We start from the raw sequence: 23,659 nt of genomic DNA on the forward strand, positions 1-23,659 counted from the left end.
ACGCCCGCCGAGTTCCGTGATCAACATCAACCGCAGACCTCTAGTTTTGGCTGGCATTGAATTAGGGGGAGTCGACAGAACGATATCTGCAGCAGAACGCTTGACATGCGAAACCCCAGTCAATGGAGTGCATGTTCCGTCCTGCGTACAGGCAAGCACACGATACGAATAGGTTCCCGAGGGGCGGGACAACGAAGTCCACGTGGCTTGATCGCCCTCGTAAACAGAAGTCCACGTCAATCCGTCGATACTTTCCTCAACCACATAGCGCACGCTTCCAGGAGTAGCGGCCCAGGTTAAAGCGTCCTTCATTGCAGGCACCTGTCCAAACGGCCACTCAACTTCCGCCACGTTGCTGCCGCCCAGCAAAACATATTCGGTCATTTTGGAACGGCGTTGATTCTTCTGAAAGCGCAGAACTCCAGATTGATCATACATCGACCCTACGCTGCCGCTCGATTGTGTTGCCTGGGTTCGCCTACCGTTGCCGTCGTACCGATAGTCTTCCTTATTTGTCGCTGCACGCAAGCGATTCCCAAAGTCGAAGACGTACGCCTGCCCATTCTTATTGGTGAGATTGCCCTGCAGATCGTACGCAAAACCGACGACGGTGCTTCCGGAGCACTCGTTGATCTTGATATTGGTGAGATGCCAATACGGATCGTAGCAATAGTAGTGCTCGCGCCCGGGTGCTCTAACATAGGTCAGATTATCCAGGGAGTCGTAGCGATACTCAGCGTTGCCGAACATAGGAGATACAGTAGACCTCAAACGATCCAGCCCGTCATATGTCATCGTTCGGTTACCGCGCTGATTGCGGCCAGTCGCCCCGTCTGTAATGGCTGCAACATTACGGTTTGCGTCATAGTCATAGCCATCACTAAATACGACATTGCCACCAAAGGCATCTTCGCTCGTGTCTGGCAGCTGTCGTGCGTTCTGCACCATATTGTGAAAAATGCCATTTCCATATGTAAACTGCCGAAGCGCTCCGTTTGGATAATAGCTAGCGCCTGTCGCGTAGCTCCCGGATCGTGTGGCTTGGCCCAACGCGTTTGGAGCGTAGTCAACAGTCATACCCGTAGGATAACGCTGCATCGCCAAGTGACCGTTTGCATTGTAGATCGAGCTAATCGCCCAGGTTTCTCCATCCGCCTGCCCTTGACTCTCGCCAATAAGAAAACGACGCCTGTTGTAGGTGTAACTGTTGTAATTGGCTACACCGCCGTTGATTGTGGTTATCTGCTTAACTAAACCATCCGGCCAGTACGTCCGGCGCTGATTCCCGTTTCCATCAGGGAAGAGCAGCGCAGTTAAACGACTGCGCGAATCATAGGTTCTATCTACTCGACGCGCCGCGATCGTGGCACTTGTTCCATTCAGATCACAACCCACATCCGCTGGAAGTCCGGCAGCTGACCATTTCATGTTTCCCGCAGGGTCGTATCCCATCAAGGTGGCGCCCGTCTCAGGCTCCACTGAACGGCACAGCTCTTGATTACCGTTGTAGGCGTAACTACGCGTAAGCACCTGAGATGAATTTGCGTTACGCCGGGTGATCGATGTTGGTTTACCAAATAGATCCCGCGGAATATCGGTGTAGGTTCCTTCCGGGTGCTGGATCCAAACAGGCTTGTCATAGGCTGGCTGATCGAAGACTTGATAGCCTGTAACAGTGACCTGTCCGCGCGGATCGGCGACGCTGGTTTGATTACCGGCAAGATAACTAGTAACTGTGTTTAGTCGACCGAGTTCAGAGTCTTGGGAGGACAAGGTCATTCTTCCCAGCACGTCGTAGCCGTTCCGATAACCCGTGTTGAGCGCACTGCTGTTTCCCGCGTACGAAGAAAAGATCAATTGCCCCATACTATCGTATGAAAAACTCTGAAACCGCTGCGTACCAGACTCGTTTGCTGCGTCGTACTCCCGCGTCAGTAGCGGTTGCATCATTGCATCGAAATAAGTGATCTTGCGAGCGTTGCCGGTGGCTACCGTTTGGCGCCAATGACCTGCCGCAATGTCGTATTCCTGAGCGCCCACTTGCTCGAAGGATTGCACGGTCGCATTCCAAGCAGAGCTATCGTTCGTAGGATAGGCAATTGCAGACAGGCGGCCCATTGCATCGTAGCTATAATTGGTTGTGTAACCATTCTGATCAGTCGCTGACGTTATCCAGCCACTGTCGTTGACGTATGCAGAGATTGCAGTCCCATCCGAAAAACGAATCGACTGAGGTATACCTCTTTTCCATAATCCAAGCGTGGTAGAGTTATTATTTCCATCTATGACGGAAGCGATTGTGCCATCGCTGTTATAACTAATTGTCTGCTTCATTTTTCCGAAATTATTGATTACGGTTGGCTGCGCATTGCCGTTGTACGATATTTGCCTTTCGACTAGCCCGGTATCACTGTTCGTCGAGCTGGCCTCCTGGCCAAGCACCCATTTCTGGATATTGTCGTAGTATGCTTTAACGTCGGTTCGCCCGTACCACGGCGTATACCTCAAGACAGTAATCGGCCTCGCAAAAGTGTCGTAGTTGCCCACTGAGTATGTGTAGGCCGTACCGTCTTGTCCGATTACTCTGGAGCCGAGCGGGGAAACACGAGTCATTTGATCAGAATTTAAATTGGCGGCAAACCCTGTTCCAAGACGAGCTGGCCAAGGGCCATTAGTAGCCGAGACATACCAATTTTGTTCAGTTCTAACCAAATTTGTCCCGATAGCTCCCGAAAATTGCTCCGATTTAAGTAATTGGCTTTCACTTACGTCAAATCTATTACTGTACGTGTAGCGAGTTGCGCTTCCGTTAGGCCCTATAACATCGGTCCAGACCGTCGAAGAGCAGCCGGCTCCACAGTCTTTGCTCCAGCTATTGTTTGGGACCGAATAAGCGTATGACCATATCCGTGAGGCAACGCCAGGCCCATAGAATTCTTTCTTAGCAAGCGTTCGAGAGACATATACATTGGGATGAACAAGCGTTCTTCGATTGAATGAATTATCACAAAGATAAGGTACGTACGAACGACCTCTGATAGTCGATCCCACTGTAAAAGCGCCCGTCAGCCCTGACGGGTGGCGCATAGTTCCTATGGCGGTAACTGTGCTCGGCCTGGTGACAAAAGAGCATCCGTTATCGGTCGGATATACGACGGCGGAATATCCTGGTGCTGTCCCTAATGCTCCGACATCAAAAGCCCACGAGGAGCCATCGGGTTGGATAATTGATACCAGATGAGTACGCCCGTCCGATAACACGCCGTATCGGTATGACCAAGCCCTCGATGGAATATCTGAAGTCTGAAGTACTGCAGAGGTGATACGTATTCCCCCTTCAGTTGTTCCGCCTATTCGCTGCGACCACGATTCATAACTCAAAGTGAGCAAACGGCCATCGCTCGCGGCGATTCTAGCTAAATTACCTTCTGAGTCATATTGATAGATGAGCGTGTTTCCGAATCTATCTTCCACCTTGGAAACAAGACGCATCGCTATACTCCGCGCTACTCCTCCGAAGTTTGGCTGAGCGAAGCCGACGTTGGTGTATGGCTTGGTGACAGCCCAGTCCATCCAGTACTTCGTGCCCTCGGGAGAGACCACAAAAAATCCGTCACCGACCACACCGTTTGCGGCTCTTTGCAAGCAACCAATCGCCCATTGGCTTTTAGTTACCAGTGAAAAGTTGACCGCTGCGCCATCTACGGTCATAGCTTGTGGAATATTTCCGTTCGCTCCATCTTTCGCTAACAACTCCTGACGGCCGCTTCCGGGAATAACAAGCTGATAACCTCCCCACCATTGTTCACTGGGATAAAATATCGGCCTAGACGAAGCACTGCTATTCAATACAATTGTCGGGGCGGGTGAGATATTCTTGCACCCCAGGCCAAATCTTTCGGCGCCAATTATGGTTTCAATTTTTGGAATTTCTAGCCGCCAATCAGCAAACGCGCGCGAGGGTGCTTCCGCGAAACTGCGATCATTAATTTCTAAAGTTCTCGAAAGCTCAATGGGAAGCCCTTGACCTTCTTGGACTATGTCAGCTTGCCGGAACGAAATCGCTCCTGTGTAGAGGTCGATCAGTTCGCCAAAGGGCTTTTCGCCAAGCGGCTGCACTGTTTGGGAACTGCGCACGCGCTTGTCGAACTCTGATTCAGGAGAAACCATTTGTGCCTGCAAGGGCAGCGCTAAAAAAATAGCGCCTAATGCGATTAGGCTTTTATACTTTTCGCCCAACATATATTTACCTTGATTTATATTGACTTGATAGCTCTATCGGCGGACGAATAAGTAATGCGCGATCTTTCTTAAAAATCTTGATCGCACTTAAATATCCATGCTTGGAGGACTGCTTTAGAGCCGATATTTAGATGCGCCATTATTCTTCAAGATATAAAAACTTACCCTTACAAGATTGATCATTATCATCAACTATGATCGTTATCTTCTTTCCGGCAGTCATTGCCGCAATCAGGACGGCATAGATCGCCTTGTTGTTTTCGGTGTTTGAATTCGACCAGTACACTGGCTTCCCGGCAGGACATACGGCATTTCCTTCGGTCAGGATAAATGGAATTTGCGTTGGCATATAAGTCGCCTCGACCCGAACCACGCGTCCGGTGATGTACTGCAATGCAGCCGCAGGACCCGATATCGCAAACATTCCCAAAACCATGGCTAGTCCTGCAAAAATCTTCATCATTTCCTCGTGATTATTTTATTGACCATATCTGCTTGCAGAACGTCCTGTAAGTCGACATGCATGCATTTGATGCGCAGTGGAAGCGGCCTTAAGACGATCGTAGTAGTGGCTTTCAATATCTGTCTGCGTCAACTAGTTGAAGACATCGCGTCCTAGCAACACTGTCAAAGTCGACTTGTATGAACCGTAAGAACCTCCCGACCCGTGCTCCAGACAGTCCAATGGTCTGCGAGCTCCCGTAGACCATTCCGCAGACGTTGGTACGTTGCCAAACGCATCGCCAATATCTTGGTGCGCCCACCAAATCCACAGTCGCCTTTTTCTACAATCAGCTGCACATCAAGATCACGCGTACACGCTGTCAGAGCCATGGCAGCAGTTCTTGGTATGCCGCATGGTTGCGATCGATAACGAAGTCGTTTGGACCAGCGGTGCAACCTGTGATCGACCCAGTGGAATGATGTAGAGCGATCCCCTCGCCATACCAGCCATTCTCTACGTAAGTGATTTTTCCGGGGCCAGTGCCCTCGGCGGCCATGGTCGCACCAGACAATGACGCCACCAGCGCCAGCAAATACTGCAAGCACGATCTTTTACCAAGATGCACCTTAGCTTCCCTTGCTATCAGCTATAAAACGATATCAACGGCCACAAACAGCGCCACGCATGTGCGCAGGCTAGTTAGTAGTTACGTTCCCCTGGTACCCCTGCACGACAAGCAAAGCTGGCCACCCCGGCAGAATGAACAGCCAAGTCAGCTTTGTCAATATGTGATGAAGAGCAAGCGGCGGGTTACTTCTCCCGCCGCCAGTTCACCGACCCCTTGGTCTCCACCGTGCTGGATTCGGCTTCGATATCGAAGCCGCGGCTGAGCAGGTATTTGAGCGTCAGCACCGAGCCGCTGCCGACCATCGAGACGCCGTAGCCGACGTAGAGTTTGGGCGAGAGGTACTTGCCGAAGCCCACCACCGAGCCGACGGTGCTGGATTCGCTGACCCCCGCTTCGTCCAGGCCGAGCTTGGCGCCGATCTGCGAGGCGATCAGGCTGCTGCCGGCCGACAGGGCGGCCGAGGCGGCGCTGACCTGCTGGGTTTCGTCGCTGCTGGCGGTGGACAGGCCGCGGCCGAGCACCAGGTAGGACAGTGCTTCGGATTGCGACATCGCCGGCTCCGACCACACATCGGCACGCGGCGATTCGGCACGGCCGCTGACGTCGATACCGGCGGTGACATCGCCGACCTTGCGTTCGGCGCGCAGGCTCACGCGTGGGTCGGAAACGATGTTGTTGTTCCAGGTCAGCTGGCCGCGGCTGATGGTCAGATCCTGGCCATAGGCCTTGTAGCGGCCGCGCACGTCCAGCCCGCCGTTGGCGGTCATCTCGCGGCCCGGGCGCGCGCGGATCTGCATCTGCCCGCTCAGTCCACCCTTCAGGCCGAAGCCGCTCATATTGACCTTGTCGCCAAGCACGATGGCCAGGTCCATATCCAGCGGCGAGGCCGGCGCTTCTTCCGGGTCCACCGGGTCCAGCACCACCACGTCCTCGGACACCGAGGTGCCGCGATCCAGGCGTTCCAGGTCGATATCGGCTTCGGGCACGGTGACCTTGCCGCGCAGTTGCATGGTGTTGTCGGTGATGCCGAACTGCATGTCCGGATTGGCGATGATGCGCAACTCGCTGGTGTTGTAGGCCAGCACGTTCTGGCCGCGGATATTCAGCAGCAACGGCGTGCTGGTGCCGAACCACGACAGCCCGCCATCGATGTTGAGCGTGCCTTCGCCCGACTTGGCCGATGCGGTGATCTTGGCCGAGCCATCCGGCAGTGCGTCGAAGCGCCCCTTGCCCTCGCTCAGGGTCAGGCCCATCGACGGATATTCGGCGGTGAAGTTGCTCAAGGTGGCATCGCCGCCCAGCAGCGGTTTATCGCGGGTGCCGCGCAGGCTCACATGGCCTTCGACCAGGCCCTTGGGCTGCACCACATCGGCCACCACCAGCTCCAGCCAGTACAGTCGCGACATATTGAGATACAGCTCACCGTTGAGCGGCGCGTAGGCATCCCAGCCGGTGTTGAACTTGGCATCGACAAAGCCGGCGCCCTGGAAGCCGATACCCAGCTTGGCCTGGATCTGCTGCGGGGTGAAATCGGCCTGCACGCTGAACTGGTCGTAGCGCAGCAACTCGCCGCGGTTGGGATTGCCGGCCACCGCCGCGTAGCGGGTTTCGCCGAGGCGAATGCCGCCTTCGGGCGAGGCGATGCGGAACGAGCCTTCCCAGGCATTGCCGCGCGGCTTGAAGCTGCCATCGAGCGCCAGCTCGCCGCGCAGATAGATCTGCCGCCCCTCCTGCTTGGGCAGCCACGGCTGCACCAGCGACAGCGGCAGCGCATCGCCGTGCACCACCATGCCCTCGCGCGGCCAGTTCGCGCTGGCGCACAGCGCGCCACCGGTGGCTGCGCCCAGGCAGGTGTCCGACAGCGTGAATGCCGCACCGTCGGTGCTGAACTGCGCCGGCTGACGCAACGCCCAGGCGTCGCCCTTGGCCGGTGCAATCCGCAGCGTGGCGACCTGGCCCTGCCAGCGCTCGCCGTTGCGACGGACATCGCCCTGCAGGGCGAGGTTGGCCATGCTGTTGGCGATATCGGCATCCAGGCGCAGCGCTTCCACCGCGCCGCGTGCCTGCACGCGCACGCTGTCCAGCACCACGCCGGCTTCGATCGCGGTGCCCTGCAAGGCCAGTTGCCCGTCGCTGCCGCGCCACGGCAGCCGCCCACGCAGACTGATGCTCTGCGCGCTGTAGTCGTTCCAGCGCAGGCCGTTGCCGACGATGTCGGCAGTGATGTCCGGGGCATCGCGCTTGCCGCTGACCTGCAGCTGCCCGCGCACCGTGCCAGTGGCGCCGGGCAGGACATCGTCCAGCTGCAGCGGCTGCAGTTGCGCGGCAATATCCAGTTGGTCGCCGACCTTGCCCTTGGCGTTGATGCGGCTATTGCCCAGCGACAGCTGCAATTCGCCCTCGCCCTGTTCACCACGCAAGGCGAACTTGCCGTTGGCCGATAGCGCGCGCTGACGCAGCTGGCCGGTCAGGCTCGGAATATCCGCGGTGGCTTCGAAACCCGGCGACACGCCACCGGCCGGCGCCGGCAACTGGCGGCCCTTGGAGGCGACCTTGCAGGAGAGATTGCCGTTCCAGCCCGGCGCGAAATAGCCCGGATCGAACTTGGCCAGCTGGGCAGTGACATCCCATTGCAGCTCCGGCGTCCAGCCCACTTCGCCGGTGAGATCCAGCGAGCCGCCCGGGGTTTTGGCCTGCACCTGCTTGAGCTGTGCGCGTTGATCGTTGCCGCGGCTGTCGAACACCAGCGCGGCCTGCTGCCCATCGCGCTCCAGCGTGGCGCGGCCGATCGCCGCCCACGCCTTCAGGTTACCGGCCACGCCCAGGCGCGCATCGACCAGTTCCACCGGCACCACCGGCGCATCGGGGGTGGCCGGGTCCGGCGTCGGGGTGAAGCGCAGGCCACTGGCGTTGACCGCAAAACGGAAGCTCGGATTCTGCGTGTCGCGGAAATCCGCAGTCCCACGCAACTGCGCGCGGCCTTCGAAGGCATCGATCACCAACGGCTCGACCGTGATCACCTGGTCCAGCAGGCTGATGTGTGAGGGCTGCAAGCTGGCGCTCAACTCGCCCTGCTTGATGCTGCCTTGCAGGTCGGCATTGCCGCCCTTGCCGGAGGCCTGCAGGTTCAGCGCGATCGGTGTGGCCGGGGCGGCGTACTGCCCATTGGTGGCCGGCATCAGCAGCGAGGTATCCAGCGCCTCGGTGACGGCCTTGAAGGTCCAGGTCGGATCATCGCGCCCGGTGAACACTAGGCTGGCCTGCAGTGGTGCCGGCGCGCGGCCGGCGATGGCCACTTCCATCTTGTCCAGATCACCGCGTGCCACCAGCCCCAGGCTGGCCGGGGTGCGCCCACGTGCGGCCGGCAGCACCGCAGTGGCGGTGAGGTCGGCGCGGTAATCGTCGTTGGGCACGTAGTCACCGTGCAGGCGGAAGTCGCCCATGTCGGTATCGACCACCAGATTGCGCGTGCGCAGTTCGCCGGTGGCCACTTCCAGCCCGCCCTGCACCTTATGCAGGACGATCATCGGCTGCTGCAGCTGGGTGATGCGCAGGTTCTCCACGTCGATCTTGTCGGCCTGGATCGCCAGCGGCACGTTGATCTGCGGCAGCGACTCGGGCCAGCTCGGCAGCGTGAACGGCTCATCGCTCTTGCCCAGATTCAAGGTGGCATTGCTGACCTGCACGGCATCCAGTTGCAGCTTGCGCCCGAGCAACGGGCGCAGGTCCGGTTCCAGATACACGCGCTCGGCGGTGAAGTGGATGTCCTGATACCGGAAATCGACATCGCGCAAGGTCAGCGGGCCGGCCACCGGGCCTTCGACCTTGCCGTAGGTGAAGCTGGCACCGACCGGCAGGCGCGCGGTGACCTGGGCCAGCAATACATCGCGCCCGGCCACGGTCTGCAGCAGCCAGTACACCGCGATCAGGGCCAGCAACACCAACCCCAGCAAGGTCAGCCCGGAGCCCACCCAGAACCGGCGGCGGCGGTAGAAACGCGCGCGGCGCGGCGCGGGGGGCGGCGTCGGTGTGCTCACAGGTTGGCCCCGATATCGATATAGAGCTGGAACTGCGAGTCGGGGTCGTTCAAGCCATGCGCGATGTCCACGCGCACCGGGCCCACCGGCGAGCGCCAGCGCAGACCGAAGCCGATACCGGTGTGCCAGTCGGGCGTGTCGTCGAACGCGCTACCGCTATCGACGAACACCGCGCCACCCCAGGGGCCACCCTTGAGGTAATGCTCGTATTCGGCGCTGGCGGTCACCACGTTCTTGGCACCGAGCGCGAATTCGTCCGGCTTGGGCGTGCGCGGGCCGACTTCGCGGAAGGCATAGCCGCGGATGCTGTTGGCGCCACCGGCAAAGAAGCGCAGGCTCGGCGGCATCGCCACCAGGTCGCTGGTCCAGGTGGTGCCGCCTTCGCCGCGCAGGATCACCCGGCCATTGTCGCCGGCGCCCAGGAACCAGCGCAGCTGGCCGTAGAGCTGGCCAAAGTTGGTATCCGAGCCGGCGCCTTCGGCACCGCCGCGGATGAAGGCCTGCCCGGACACGCCGCTGCGCGGAAACAGGCGGTCATCAACATTGACGTAATTGACCTGCAACTGCGGATAGATCAGCGTGGAGGTCTCGTAGACCGCATCGGTGAAATCGCTGCCGCTGCTGAACCGCCAGCGCTCGCGCAAGGCGTTGATCGAAGCGATCGCACTCCAGTGCTCGTTGATCTGGCCGCTGCGGCTGCCGGTGAGTTTGACGTTGCGCAGGTCGATGTATTCGGTCTGCTCGTCATAGAGCCGCGCCGAGGCGGTGTACCAGCCATCCAGCCAGCGGAACGCCGGCACGCGGTAGCTGGTGGTCAGGCTCTTGCGGTTCTGCGCGTAATCCAGCTGCGTGTCCATCTTGTGGCCGCGCGAATTGACATAACGCCGCTCCACCCCGCCACGCACACCGGCGCCGCTCTCGCTGCCGTAGCTCAGGCCCGAGGTGTACACGGTGCGCTTGGCACGGGTGAGCTTCACATCCACCGGCACCCGGCCCTGGTCGTCGGCTTCTTCCGGCTTGGGCTGGATGTCGATGGTGCTGAAGTAATCCAGCTTGGTCAGCGACTCGCGCAGGCGATCCAGCTTGCCTTCGTGGTAGTAGCTGCCCTCGTCCCAATACACCAGCGGCTCGAACAGGCCGGGGCGGAAGTAGTCGTAGTCGAAGCGCACCTTGCCCATGTCGTAGCGGCGGCCGCTATCCCAGTTCAGATCGATATCGGCAGCGTGCTCGGCGCGCGTCACCGCAACGCGGCGCTGGGTGAAGTCGGCATCGAAGTAACCGCGCTCGGCCAGACGGCGAGTGATGCGCACCTTGCTCGCTTCGTACTGCGGATGGCTGAAGACCTGGCCTTCGCGCGGTTCGAATTGCTTGAGATCCTGGCCCAGGTAACGGTCCTGCTCGGCCCAGCCGGTGATGGAGATATGTGATTGCCGCACGCGCACCGGTTCGCCGCGCTCCACGGTGATCACCACCGTCACCTTGTCGCCGCTGCGCGGCGCGGCCAGATCGATGGTTGGCGAGTAGTAGCCAAACGGTTCCAGCGCTTCGCGCGTCTGGCGTTCGGCCTGCGCCAACAGATATTCCAGTCGCGACTCGCCCTGCTCCTTACCGACGGCCTCATACAGAGACAGGGAGACCTCGATGTTCTCGATCATCTCGGCGTCGGCGTCGTCGTCCAAGCCCTTGATTTCGATCTTGTCGATGGTGGCCCGGGCAACCGCTTGCAGCGGAACGAGCAGAGTGCACAGCAGGGAGAGAGCAAACGCGACTTTAAGCATCGGCAAAGGATACCTAGCCTAGGCGTGAAGGGACAAAAAATCTGAGCAATCTCGACTATACGGAGGCGTGGGGGCTGGTTAGAGTCGGGGTGTTGTTAACGTTTCGTTGACAGCGATGCCACGCGGCCCTCCCCCGATCGCCGCGCCCTGTTCCACACCTTTGGAGAGAGAGGTTTCCATGAAGCGCCATTTGTTGGTCAACGCCGTATGCGCCGCCCTGGCCATGCCATCGCTTGCGATGGCCCAGAGTCAGAGTCAGGAGGCAGTGACGGAATTGAACAAGATCACCGTGACAGGCTCATTGATTCCACGATCGCAGGTCGAAACAGCCACCCCGGTGTTCTCCATCACCGCCCAGGACATCCAGCGCCGCGGCTTCAAGGATGTCTACGATGTGCTGCGCTCGCAGCCGATGGCCACCGGCTCGGTGCAGGATGGCCAGTTCAGTGGCGGCTTCACCGCCGGCGCCAAATCGCTGAGCCTGCTCGGCCTGGATCCCGGCTTCACCCTGGTGCTGATCGACGGCCGGCCGATGGCCGATTACCCGCTGCTCTACAACGGCCAGAGCAACTTCGTCGACCTGGCCAGCGTGCCGGTGGGTATGGTCGAACGCATCGACGTGGCGCCCGGCAACCAGTCCTCGATCTACGGCTCCAGCGCCATTGCCGGCGTGGTCAACATCATCCTGAAGAAGCACGTCGATGGCGTGCAGATGAATTACCGCATGGACACCTACGACGGCGGTGGCGGCAACAACCAGCGCTTCCAGCTTACCGGCGGCAGTACCCTCGGCAAGGCCGATCTCGTCTGGGGCCTGCAGCTCAACAACCAGGATCCGATCTACGGCTACCAGCGGCGCGATTTCGATTCCACCTCCGACAATCCGGATCCCACGCTGCGCTACGGCTCGCGCATCGCGCTGCACAACACGCCAACCACCTACATCGACCCCGGCGCCGCAAACTGCGATGCACTGGGCCCGCTGTTCAACGGCACGGTGCAATACGACAACCGCGCCAATCGCGGCAACTTCTGCAGCAGCCGCACCGAGCCCGGTTACGCCAGCATCCTCAACAAGGAACGCAGCGCCAGCGGCTACGCCAACCTGACCTACGCCTTCAACGACAACACCCAAGGCTACGCGACGCTGCTGCTCAATCGCACCAAGGTGGAGGTCAACAGCGGCTCACGCTTCTGGCAGACCTCGTCCGATACCGGCGGCTTGTTCTACAACCAGGACAGCCAGCAACTGGAAGGCTACCAACGCATCTTCGCGCCTGAAGAGACCGGCAACCTGAACTTCAACAACAATCGCCAGACCGCCGATTCCTACAACATCGCCGCCGGCATCAAGGGCGGGCTGGGCGCCAGCAACTGGACCTACGATGCGTACTACGCACGCGCCGAATACCGCATCGACAGCCGCCAGCAATGGCCGTTGGCCGATCGCATCGAAGACTTCTTCCGCGAGCAGTTCCTGGGGGCCCAGCAAGGCGAGTACTACGGCTACCCGATCTATTCGCCCAACGACGCCAACTTCTATCGCGCATTGACGCCGGCGCAATACAGCAGCTTCAACGACGAGATCCGCACCAAGTCCAGGACCTGGACCCAGAACGTCAACCTGCAGCTCACCAACACCGAGTTGTTCAACCTGCCGGCCGGTGCCGTGGGCGTGGCCGGCGTGCTGCAGGCTGGCAACCAGTATTGGGAAAACCCGACCGATCAACGCGTGATCGCCGGCGACTTCTACCAGCTGACCGGCACCCAGGGCAGCGGCAAGCGCGAGAACTGGGCGGCGGCGTTCGAAATGCGCGTGCCGATTCTCTCGACGTTGACGGCCAACCTGTCCGGACGCTTCGACGACTACAAGAACCAGGGCGGCGGTGGCGATTCCAAGTTCACCTACAAGGCCGCGCTGGAATTCCGTCCGATCGATTCGCTGCTGTTCCGCGGCAACTATGCCACTGCGTTCAAGGCACCGGACATGGCGTTTTCCTTCGCTGGCGACAGCGGCTTCTTCCAGGGCGTCAACGATTACTACCGGTGCGCAATCGAAGAGCCCAACGTGCCGATCGCCGACTGCACCTACGCGGGCACCTCGATCGCCGGACGCCGCGCCGGCAATCGGGACCTGCAGTCGATCACGGCAAAGTCCTGGGGCTATGGCGTGGTGTGGTCGCCGAGTGCGCGCTTCAGCGTCAACGCCGATTATTACAACATCAAGATCGACCAGAAAGTCAGCGACCTGAGCACCGACAACCTGCTGCAGACCGAATCGGCCTGCCGTCTCGGTAACCTGGATATCAGCTCGCCCACCTGTGTGGATGCACTGTCGCGCATCGATCGCACCGCCGCCGATGCACCGGTACCCAATCGCCTGAGCGACATCCGCATCAACCCGATCAATATCTCCAACGAGGAGATCTCCGGCGTACTCAGCAAGGCGACGTACAGCCTGGCGACCGAATCCTGGGGCCTGTTCGTCTTCGATGCGCAATACAACCTCACCCTCAAGCACGAAAGCCAGCAGTTCCCGCAGGATCCGGTACGCGACCTGCTCAGCGAACCATTCTTCTCCTCCGAGTTCCGCAGCATCGTCAACGCCTCGGTGACGTGGCAGAAAGATGCATGGACCACCACGTTGTTCGGTCAACGCAATGGCCGCACGCCCAACTTGGTGGCGCAACAAAGCACCGACGGGTATGCGGTGGAAGGCGCACGCAAGGTCGGGGCGTGGACCACGCTCAATGCCACGCTGGACTATGCGCTCAACGACGACATCTCGCTGACCGCAACGGTCAACAACCTGGCCGACACCCGCCCGCCACGCGACCGCACCTACACCAGCTACCCGTACTACAACATCTTCAACTACACCGGCTACGGCCGCTCCTACATGCTGGAGCTGAACTGGCGTTTCGGCGCGCACTGAGTGATCCAAGGCGGTAGCGTCCAGCGGCAGCCATGGGGCTGCCGCTGGTTTTTTTTGGCCAAGGCTTAGGGCAAGTGTTCTTGAATCGAGCGCTCGGGGAGCGCCGCGACTGCGATTGAGCGAGTCTGGAGCGGCCGGGAAGGATGCGCAGCCCAAGCTGACGACACGCAGCGGGCACGCCGCATGCACCGATGCGGCATCCTCGCGTCGTCTTGCTGGCCGTTGTCAGCGTGCGTCGGCCTGGATCAGGCCGGCATGCAGCAAGTCCAGCCGCAGCGGCTCCAGCTGTGCGGCATAGCGCCGCCACTCGTCCAGGTTGCGCCCATGCACGCCTTCGCGCACCTGCACGCTGCTCAGCGTGGCCGATGCGGCCGCATTGCGGGTGATATCGATCTGCCCGGGCTCGATCTCCAGCCCGCAGCGCGCCATCAACTGCTCAAGGACCGCGGATGGATCACGCACCATCTGCGCATAGTCCACATCGATCACCCGGCCCGGCAATGCCGCGCGCCATTGCGCCATCAACCCGTGATACGCCTGATAGTGACGCGCCAACGTGTGCAGGTCGTAGCTATAGGCGTAGGAGTCGCCGAACAGCGCGCGGTAATTGGAGAAGCACACCGCCATCGGCTCGCGTACCAGATGCACGATCACTGCACCCGGCAAGGCGCGCGCGATCGGGCCGATCGCCACCGCATTGGCCGGTAACTTGTCGATGTACCAACGCGCCGATCCGGCTCGCCATTGCGTCTGTTCCAGGTAGCGCGCGCCGATCTGCGCGTAATCCAGCGTCGGCAGCGCCTGCAGCAGACGCGCATCCAGCAGGCTGCGACCGGCCTGGTCGGCGCCCCAACGCAGTTGATGGCCGAAGTCGTTCAACTCGCCAGCCGACACGATCTGGGAATGATTGCCCAGCATCCGCTCCAGCACCGTGGTGCCCGAGCGCGGCAAACCGAGCACGAAGATCGGTTGCGGGCCCTGCGCGGCGGGGGCTTGCTGCGCGGCGAACACGCCTTGTTGGGCCAATGCTCCCAGCTGCGTGTAGAGCGCAGCTTCTGCATCGGCATCATGGCGCAGGCGCGCATGCATCACCGCATTGCCGTGCTGCAGCGCGTCCCAGGCGGCATCGGTCTGGCCGAGGTCTTCCAGCTCCTTGTACAGCGCGAACGCCAGCCCGGCGCGATCTTCGCTGTCGGGCTTGGCGCGTTGCAGTTGCTCACGCAGTTGCTCGACATGGTTGCTGCTGGCGGTCTGGTGGCGCAGGCGTGCACGCGTCAACGCCGCGCGGCCATAGCCGGGCTTTTGCGCCAGCGCATGCTCCAGCGCCTGCGCCGCTTCATCGAGGCAACCATTGAATTGCAGCTGCACCGCAAGAAAGAAACGGAAATCCGGTCCATCGAATCCGCAGGCCTGCGCGCGCTGCATCATCGCCAGTGCGTTGCCATGTTCGCCCAGCGATTGATGCACATGCGCGAGCAGGGCCAAGGTCGGGCCATCGTTGCACTGCATCACCGACGGATGCCGCAGCAAGGCATGCAGTGCGCGATGCTCGCCGACACGCAACAAGGCTTGCGCCACGCGGCAACGCATCGCCACCTCGTCACCCAGATCGACTGCGGCCAGCCGCAACTGCGCAACCGCCTCGCGCATCCTGCCATTGGCCAACACGGTGCCGGCCAGCAGCACGCGGGCCGACACATGCGCCGGCTCCACCTCCAGCAGCGCCTGCAAGGCAGACGCCGCCACACCCAGGTCGCGACGTGCCAACGCGGCCTGCGCGGTCTGCCAGTGCACCGCGCCGGCGGAGGCGGCCATCAACTGGACAGATGCTCGATGGCGGCGACGCTGCCGAGGCGGTCGCCGAGCTTCTTCAGCAGGGCCAGGCGGTTGGCGCGCAGTTGCGCGTCCTCGGCGTTGACCATGACCCCGTCAAAGAACGCGTCGACCTGCGGGCGCAGCCGCGCCAGGCGTGCGAGCACGGCAACATAGTCGTGGCGGTGCAGCGCATCGCCGGTGTCGCCGATGGCCGCTTCCACCGCTTCGGCCAGGGCTTCCTCGGCCGGCTCGCGCAGCAGCGTGGTGTCGATATCGCCGGGGATCTCGCCCTCGACCTTGCGCAGGATATTGCGGATGCGCTTGTTGGCTGCGGCCAGGGCTTCGGCTTCGGGCAGCGTGGCGAAGATGCCGATCGCCTCGATGCGGCGGTCGAAGTCGTAGAGGGAACCGTGGGTCGCGCCCGGGTGCGCTCCTACGCTGGCCGATGCAGGAGCGCCCTCGGGCGCGACCGAGAACAGTGCGGCGACCGCGTTGAAGTGCGTGGCAGCAACGCCCTTGTCTGCGTAGTAGCCGCGCAGGCGGTCGAGGATGAAATCGAAGATTTCAGAAGCGAGCTGCGCGTATTGCGCGGAGTCGATATCAGCAATTTTTTCTGCGTCTTTCAGCGTCGCTTTTCTCACGAGGCGATCCCATGGCAGCAACTTGACCGCAGTCACCAGCGTCGCCTTCAGATCCAGCTCAAACCCACTCTCGATCACCGTCCGCGCCAACCCCAGGGCATTACGCCGCAGCGCAAACGGGTCCTTGTTGCCGGTCGGCTTCAACCCGGCCGCAAAACCACCGGCCAAGGTATCCAGGCGCTCGGCGATCGCCAGCACCTTGCCCAGTGGCGACAGTGCGATGTCATCGCCGGCAAAACGCGGCTGGTAGGCCTCGTCGATCGCCAGCGCAATCTCGCCGGGCTCGCCGGCGGCCTTGGCGTAATGGCGCCCGGCAATGCCCTGCAACTCCGGGAATTCGTTGACCATGCGCGACTGCAGGTCGTTCTTGGCCAGCTGCGCGGCGCGACGTGCCTGCACCGGATCGGCACCGACCTGCGGCGCGATCACCTCGGCCAGCGCCGCCACGCGCGCGACCTTGTCGGCCACCGTGCCCAGCTTGGCCTGGTAAGTCACGCTGGCCAGACCGGCGCCCATCGCCTCCAGCCCCTGCTTGAGGTCTTCGTCGAAGAAGAACTTGGCGTCGGCAAAACGTGGACGGATCACCCGCTCGTAGCCCTTGGCGACTTCGGCCACATCCTTGGAGACGATATTGGCGATGCCGATGAACTGCTCGGTCAACTTGCCGCCGTCGTCCAGCACCGGGAAGAATTTCTGGTTGATCTCCATGGTCTCGATCAGCGCTTCCTGCGGCACCGCCAGGAACGCGCGCTCGAAACTGCACAGCACCGCCGACGGCCATTCGACCAGGTTGACCACCTGTTCCAGGTTGTCGTCGCTGATGCGCGCACTACCGCCGGCCTGCCTGGCGGCAGCTTCGACTTCCTCGACGATGCGCACACGGCGTGCGTCCGCATCCACCAGCACATACGCGGCGCGCAGCGCCTCGACGTAGTCGCCCGGCACCGCCAGCGACACCTCGCCCTGATGCATGAAGCGATGCCCGCGGGTGAGGCGATCGCCACGCACGCCCAGCAGCTCGGCCGGAATCACCGCATCGCCGAACAGCAGCACCAGCCACTGCACCGGCCGCGCGAAGGCGTATTCGTGCGCGCCCCAGCGCATCGGCTTGGGGATCGGCATCGCGGCGATCGCCTCGCGCAGGATGTCGGGCAGCAGGTCGGCGGTGCGCGCGCCCGGCGTCACCGCGCGGTGCACGAAGCGCTCGCCCTTGGCATCGCTGGTGCGCTCCAGCGCGGTCCAGTCGATGCCGGCCTTGGCGGCGAAACCGGCCAGCGCCTTGGTCGGCTTGCCCTCGGCATCCAGCGCGATGTTGAGATACGGCCCCAGCACTTCGGAGCGCTGCTCGGGCTGCTCGGTGGCCACGCCCGGCAGCAGCACCGCCAACCGGCGCGGCGTGGACAGCGGCTTGGCATCGCCACGGGTGACGGCGACGCCGCGCTTTTCCAGACCGGCCAGCACGCCATCGAAGAAGGCCTGCGCCAGACCCGGCAGCGCCTTGACCGGCAGCTCTTCGGTGCCTAGTTCGATCAGCAGGGGAAGTTGTTCGCTCATAAGACGTGGACCTTTACGTGTTCCCTTCTCCGGTCGGGAGAAGGTGCCTCGAAGAGGCGGATGAGGGTACGGGCGAAGCTCTGTGGAGTTTGGATGCAGGAGGGCTGCGCCCCGTCCCCTCACCCCAACCCCTCTCCCGCAGGAGAGGGGCGTTTGGTCCCTTCTCCCCTCGGGAGAAGGTGCCCCGAAGGGGCGGATGAGGGTACGGGCGAAGCTCTGGGGAGTTTGGGTGCAGGAGGGCTGCGCCCCGTCCCCTCACCCCAACCCCTCTCCCGGGGGTAGAGGGGCTTTGGTTACTTCTTTACTCCGGGAAAGCCCAGCTTCTCGCGTTGTGCGTAATACGCCTGCGCCACGCCCTGCGCCAGCGCGCGCACGCGCAGGATGTAGCGCTGGCGCTCGGTCACGCTGATCGCGCGGCGCGCGTCCAGCAGATTGAACGCGTGGCTGGCCTTGGTGACCTGCTCGTACGCCGGCAGCGGCAAGCCGACCTCGATCAACTGCTTGGCCTCGGCTTCGCAGGCATCGAAGCGGTGGAACAGCTCGGCCACATTGGCATGCTCGAAGTTGTAGGCGCTCTGCTCCACCTCGTTCTGGTGATAGACATCGCCGTAGCTCACCGGCGTGCCGTCCGGGCCGTAGGTCCACACCAGGTCGTAGACGTTGTCGCAGCTCTGCAGGTACATGCACAGCCGTTCCAGCCCGTAGGTGATCTCGCCCAGTACCGGCTTGCACTCCAGTCCGCCGGCCTGCTGGAAGTAGGTGAACTGGGTGACTTCCATGCCGTTGAGCCAGACTTCCCAGCCCAGGCCCCAGGCGCCCAGCGTCGGCGATTCCCAGTTGTCTTCGACAAAGCGCAGGTCGTGCACCAGTGGGTCGATGCCCAAGGCCTTGAGCGAGCCCAGGTACAGGTCCTGGATGTTGTCCGGGTTGGGCTTCATCGCCACCTGATACTGGTAGTAGCGCTGCAGGCGGTTGGGGTTTTCGCCATAGCGGCCGTCAGTGGGGCGACGCGAGGGCTGCACGTAGGCCGCATTCCACGGCTCCGGTCCCAGCGCGCGCAGGAAGGTGGCCGGATGGAACGTGCCTGCGCCCACTTCCAGGTCCAGCGGCTGGATCAGCACACAGCCTTGCTCGGCCCAGTACTGGTTGAGGGTCTGGATCAGGCCCTGGAAAGTGATTGGAACGCGCCGGGAATCGGACATGCAGCAAAGGCCGTGCGGAAGGGGTGCGCTAGTATACCGGCCGACCCGCAGCGCTTTGCCGCGGAGCACCGCTGCGGGGGACGAACAAGCATGGAACAGCGGCGTACGGCCGATACTGAAAGCGCAGCGGCACTGTTGCCGCGCGGCCGCCTGATGTTCGACCCGGTGGCCGCCGCGTTGCTCGCCGATGGCATGGTGGTGCCGCACGAACACGAGCGCGTGCAGTTCTCCGCCGCCGGCGTGCGCAATGCCAGCGAAGTGCATCCGCTGGTGCTGCTGGCCAATCTCAAGCTGCATGCCGCGCAGCCGCCGGCCGGCGAACTCGGGCTGGAACGGCTGACCGAATGGCTGGCCACCCGCACCGGCCTGCGTTATCTGCGCATCGATCCCACCCGTATCGATGTGGCCGCGGTCACCGGCGTGGTCTCGCATGCCTATGCGCGCCGCCACCGCATCCTGCCGCTGGCGCTGGATGCCGAGCGCGTGCTGATCGCCACCAGCGAGCCGCTGGCGCTGGAATGGCTGGCCGACGTGCAGCACCTGAGCCGGCGCCGCATCGAACTGGCGTTGATCAACCCGCTGGACCTGCACCGCTACACGATGGAGTTCTTCGGCGTGACCCAGTCGGTGCGCGGCGCGCGCGGCGATGTACGCAGCGCCGAACCCGGTGCCGGCCTGCCCAGTTTCGAGCAGCTGGTGGAACTGGGCCGCGCCGGCGACGTCAATGCCGACGACCACCACATCGTGCATATCGTCGACTGGCTGCTGCAGTACGCCTACGAACAGCGGGCCAGCGACATCCATCTGGAGCCGCGGCGCGAGGCCGGGCGCATGCGTTTCCGCATCGACGGGGTGCTGCACAAGGTGCTGGAAGTGCCGCCCTCGGTGATGACAGCGGTGGTCAGCCGCATCAAGGTGCTCGGCCGCATGGACCTGGCCGAACGCCGCCGCCCGCAGGACGGCCGCATCAAGACCCGTTCGCCGGGCGGGCGCGAGGTGGAAATGCGCCTGTCCACGATGCCCACCGCCTTCGGCGAGAAGTGCGTGATGCGCATCTTCGACCCGGATTCGGCGTTCAAGAGCATCGAGCAGCTCGGCTTCAGCCCGGAAGAGGCCGCCGGCTGGAGCGCGCTGGTCGAGCGCCCGCACGGCATCGTGCTGGTCACCGGCCCCACCGGCTCGGGCAAGACCACCACGCTGTATTCCACGCTCAAGCGCCTGGCCACGCCGGACGTGAACGTGTGCAGCGTGGAGGACCCGATCGAGATGATCGCGCCCGAGTTCAACCAGATGCAGGTCCAGCAGAACATCGACCTGGATTTTGCCAGCGGCGTGCGCACGCTGCTGCGCCAGGACCCGGACATCATCATGATCGGCGAAATCCGCGACCTGGAGACCGCGCAGATGGCGGTGCAGGCTTCGCTCACCGGGCATCTGGTGCTGTCCACGCTGCACACCAACGACGCCGCCTCGGCGATCACCCGTTTGCTGGACCTGGGCGTGCCGCATTACCTGGTGGCCTCCACGCTCAACGGCGTGCTGGCGCAGCGGCTGGTACGCACGCTGTGCGTGCACTGCAAGCGCCCGCAGACGCTCAGCGACGACGACTGGTCGGCGATCCGCGAGCCGGGCGAAACGCTGCCGGAAGTACTCAATGTGCACGCGCCGGTCGGCTGCCTGGAATGCCGCCGCACCGGCTACCTGGGCCGTGTCGGCCTGTACGAGTTGCTGCCGGTGACGCCGCGTTTGCGCAGCCTGATCCGCGCCGACACCGACCTGGCCAGCTTCAGCCACGCCGCGCGTGGCGAGGGCCTGCGCACGCTGCGGCGCACCGGCCTGGAGAAGGTCGCCGCCGGGCTGACCACGGTGGAAGAGGTGTTGTCGGTGTTGCCACCGCGGGACTAGGCGGATCGCCTGGGACTTGCACGGTTATCGGTACAGGCGACCCTCACCCCAACCCCCGCTCCGCGCCCCGGCCCGCGTCCCCCGGCCCGCGTTTGCGACGCGGGCGCTCCAAGGCACGCGCGCCAGTGGCGCGCAAGCAGTGCCTTCTCGCCCCACCGGGAGAAGGTGCCCGGAGGGCAGATGAGGGTACGTCGGCACGCACATGGCGCCATTGGCAGGGACTCGGCCTCACCATTGACCAAGTACACGGCACGGCCGAGTACAACCAGATCAGCGGCGCACGATCACCCCGACAACCGACGTGGCACAAGCCATCTCAGCCATCACTGCTCTTACATCCACACAGCGCAAGTAACCAGCGCCCCGCCCCCAGCCATCAGCACATAGCCATCCGGAATAACCTTAGCTGCATGCGTTGGCACGCCACTTGAAAAAAACCGGTGGGAGCTGCCTACAATCGGGCACATCAGTCGCTGCTGGATTTTCATCCGCATGTCCGCCTTGCCGTTCCTGATCATCGAAACCGGGCACCCCGTGCCGGAGATGAAGCGATACGGCCGTTTTCGGCACTGGATCCGCGTTGCGGCCGGGCTGGCCGAGCATGAGACCGTCGCCATCGATGTCGCCAACGGCGACCGCCTGCCCGACCGCGACGGCTTTGCCGGCACCATCGTCAGTGGCTCGGCGGCCTACGTCACCGACCGCGCCGACTGGAGCGAGCGCAGTGCCGCCTGGCTGCGCGATGCCGCCCACCAGGGCATGCCGCTGCTCGGCATCTGCTACGGCCACCAGCTGCTGGCGCACGCGCTGGGCGGCGAAGTCGATTACAACCCGGCCGGGCGCGAGTCCGGCACGATCGCGCTGGAATTGCACCCGCCAGCCGAACAGGACCCCTTGTTTGCCGGCCTGCCGGCGCATTTCCCGGCGCACGCCACGCACATGCAGACCGTGGTGCGCGCCCCGGACGGGGCCATCGTGCTGGCGCATTCGCGGCAGGACCGTTGCCATGCCTTCCGCTGGGGCCAGGCCACCTGGGGCGTGCAGTTCCACCCCGAGTTCGCCACCCACCACATGCGCGGCTATGTGCAGGCGCGCGCCGAGTGCATCGCCCGCCACGGCCACTGCGCCCGTACGGTCGCCCGGGAGGTCACCGCCGCGCCGATCGCCCGCAAGCTGCTGCGCCGATTCGTGCATCACGCACGCGGCCTGCAAACAGTGACCACTCATCCCGCCGCACACACGCAAAAGCAGCGATAATCGCGCTACGCCGGATGGTCCGGTGCGTATCGATCCGGAATGGGAATGAGCGAAATCCGCAAGGTGCCGGCGTCTGCCGGCGCAGAATGGCTGTTGACCGGTTTCTCGCTGTTGAAGCGGGCGCCGCTGGCGCTTGGCTCGCTGGGGGTGATCTGGAGCGTGGCCGCCACCCTGGTGGTGTCCCTGTCGGTGCTGGTGCCGCTGCTGGGCCCGGCCCTGCAGTTCCTGCTGGTGCTGGCCGGCCCGCTGTTCATGGGCGGCCTGCTGTGGGCAATCCGCGAAGTCGACGAAGGCCGCATCGCCAAGCCGTCGCATCTGCTGCACGGCCTGCAGGACGGCCGCGCGCCGCACCTGCTGGTGTCGCTGCTGCCGCAGCTGATCGCCGGCCTGCTGCTGGGCGTGCTGCTGCTGGTGATGATCGGCGCCAGCGGGCTGCAGCAGCTGTCCGAGGTGATGATCAAGATCAACCAGATCAGCCAGTCCGGCGCGCAGCCGGACCCGGTGCAGATCGAGCAGCTGGCCGCCAGCCTGCCGGCCGGCCGCATCCTGCTGTGGCTGCTGCTGACCATCGCCACGTTCGCGGCGATGACCCTGGCACTGTTCGTGATGCCGCCGCAGGTGATGTTCGACCGCAGCACCGGCGGCCATGCGCTGCGCGAGAGCCTGCGGGCAAGCCTGCACAACCTGCCGGCGATGCTGGTGTTCTTCGTGCTGGCTTTCATCGCCATCTTCGCGATCTATTTCGCGGTGATGATCGTGGCGCTGATCGTCGGCCTGGTCGCCGGCCAGACCGTGGCGATGTGGCTGGCCCAGCTGCTGTTGATGGCGGTGCTGATGCCGGTATTCGCCGGCTCGGTGTATGCCGCGTGGAAGCAGATGTTCACCCACGACGGCAGCGTCGCGCAGCCAACTGCACCGTCTCGCCCGGATGTGTTCGCGGCCTGAGATCCTGACCTGCGGATGTATCTGCCGCTTCAGGCCCCCGATCCGTAGGAGCGCACCCGGGCGCGACAGGCTTTCCCCGGGACGCTCTCGTTCACGCGCGAGCGTGTTCGCCGCGCCAGACCATCCCAACCCGTAGGAACGCACCTGGGCGCGACGAGGCCCGTCGGGAGAGCCCCGGTCGCGCCCGGGTGCGCTCCTAAGTGGGTGATTGCGTCCAGAGCGATGCCAGGCAGTGTTTGGAAGCGACTGCATCGCGCACCTGCATCGTCGGCGCG

General features: G+C 62.7%; 12 protein-coding genes. 4 read left to right on the forward strand and 8 right to left on the reverse strand.

Annotated elements, in window-relative coordinates:
• The 5 genes from LL972_RS07850 to LL972_RS07870 form a co-directional block, all read right to left on the reverse strand.
• A partial coding sequence (locus tag LL972_RS07850; protein WP_228327110.1) for an RHS repeat domain-containing protein occupies nt 1-4,242 on the reverse strand: 4,242 nt, incomplete at its 3' end.
• A gap of 139 nt (nt 4,243-4,381) precedes the next feature.
• Nucleotides 4,382-4,702, reverse strand: coding sequence for a hypothetical protein (locus tag LL972_RS07855; RefSeq protein ID WP_228327111.1), 321 nt, complete (start codon nt 4,700-4,702; stop codon nt 4,382-4,384).
• A gap of 364 nt (nt 4,703-5,066) precedes the next feature.
• Nucleotides 5,067-5,288, reverse strand: coding sequence for a hypothetical protein (locus LL972_RS07860; protein WP_228327112.1), 222 nt, complete (start codon nt 5,286-5,288; stop codon nt 5,067-5,069).
• A 209-nt stretch (nt 5,289-5,497) separates the two neighbouring features.
• Nucleotides 5,498-9,352 (reverse strand): translocation/assembly module TamB domain-containing protein, encoded by a 3,855-nt coding sequence (locus LL972_RS07865; RefSeq protein ID WP_228327113.1) that lies wholly within the window; start codon nt 9,350-9,352, stop codon nt 5,498-5,500.
• Entirely contained in the window at nt 9,349-11,130 is a 1,782-nt protein-coding gene (locus tag LL972_RS07870; RefSeq protein ID WP_228327114.1) for an autotransporter assembly complex protein TamA, read from the reverse strand. The genes LL972_RS07865 and LL972_RS07870 overlap by 4 nt, the downstream gene beginning before the upstream one ends.
• A gap of 238 nt (nt 11,131-11,368) precedes the next feature.
• Between LL972_RS07870 and LL972_RS07875 the strand changes: the two genes are divergently transcribed.
• Complete coding sequence (locus LL972_RS07875) at nt 11,369-14,065, forward strand: TonB-dependent receptor domain-containing protein (protein WP_228327177.1); 2,697 nt, start codon at nt 11,369-11,371, stop codon at nt 14,063-14,065.
• A gap of 225 nt (nt 14,066-14,290) precedes the next feature.
• Here the strand turns inward: LL972_RS07875 and LL972_RS07880 are convergent, their stop codons facing one another.
• The 3 genes from LL972_RS07880 to glyQ form a co-directional block, all read right to left on the reverse strand.
• A complete protein-coding gene (locus LL972_RS07880) occupies nt 14,291-15,880 on the reverse strand; it encodes a tetratricopeptide repeat-containing sulfotransferase family protein (RefSeq protein ID WP_228327115.1) in 1,590 nt (529 codons plus the stop codon).
• On the reverse strand, nt 15,880-18,075 hold the full coding sequence (gene glyS / locus LL972_RS07885) for a glycine--tRNA ligase subunit beta (RefSeq protein WP_228327116.1): 2,196 nt from the start codon (nt 18,073-18,075) through the stop codon (nt 15,880-15,882). The genes LL972_RS07880 and glyS overlap by 1 nt, the downstream gene beginning before the upstream one ends.
• Before the next feature lie 293 nt (nt 18,076-18,368).
• Entirely contained in the window at nt 18,369-19,277 is a 909-nt protein-coding gene (gene glyQ / locus LL972_RS07890; protein ID WP_228327117.1) for a glycine--tRNA ligase subunit alpha, read from the reverse strand.
• Between the two features lie 90 nt (nt 19,278-19,367).
• On the opposite strand from glyQ, the gene LL972_RS07895 reads away from it, so the two are divergent.
• The 3 genes from LL972_RS07895 (at nt 19,368) to LL972_RS07905 (ending at nt 23,384) form a co-directional block, all read left to right on the forward strand.
• Nucleotides 19,368-21,182 carry a GspE/PulE family protein gene (locus LL972_RS07895; protein WP_228327118.1) on the forward strand — a complete coding sequence of 605 codons (1,815 nt, stop codon included), beginning with the start codon at nt 19,368-19,370 and terminating at the stop codon, nt 21,180-21,182.
• 492 nt (nt 21,183-21,674) lie between these two features.
• The gene (locus tag LL972_RS07900; RefSeq protein WP_228327119.1) at nt 21,675-22,439 is read left to right on the forward strand and encodes a glutamine amidotransferase; all 765 of its coding nucleotides are present in this window, start codon (nt 21,675-21,677) and stop codon (nt 22,437-22,439) included.
• Nucleotides 22,440-22,484: 45 nt separating this feature from the next.
• The gene (locus tag LL972_RS07905) at nt 22,485-23,384 is read left to right on the forward strand and encodes a BPSS1780 family membrane protein (RefSeq protein ID WP_228327120.1); all 900 of its coding nucleotides are present in this window, start codon (nt 22,485-22,487) and stop codon (nt 23,382-23,384) included.
• Nucleotides 23,385-23,659 lie beyond the last annotated feature (275 nt).

The sequence above is a fragment of the Xanthomonas campestris pv. asclepiadis genome (assembly GCF_020784175.1).
Taxonomy (GTDB): domain Bacteria; phylum Pseudomonadota; class Gammaproteobacteria; order Xanthomonadales; family Xanthomonadaceae; genus Xanthomonas; species Xanthomonas campestris_D.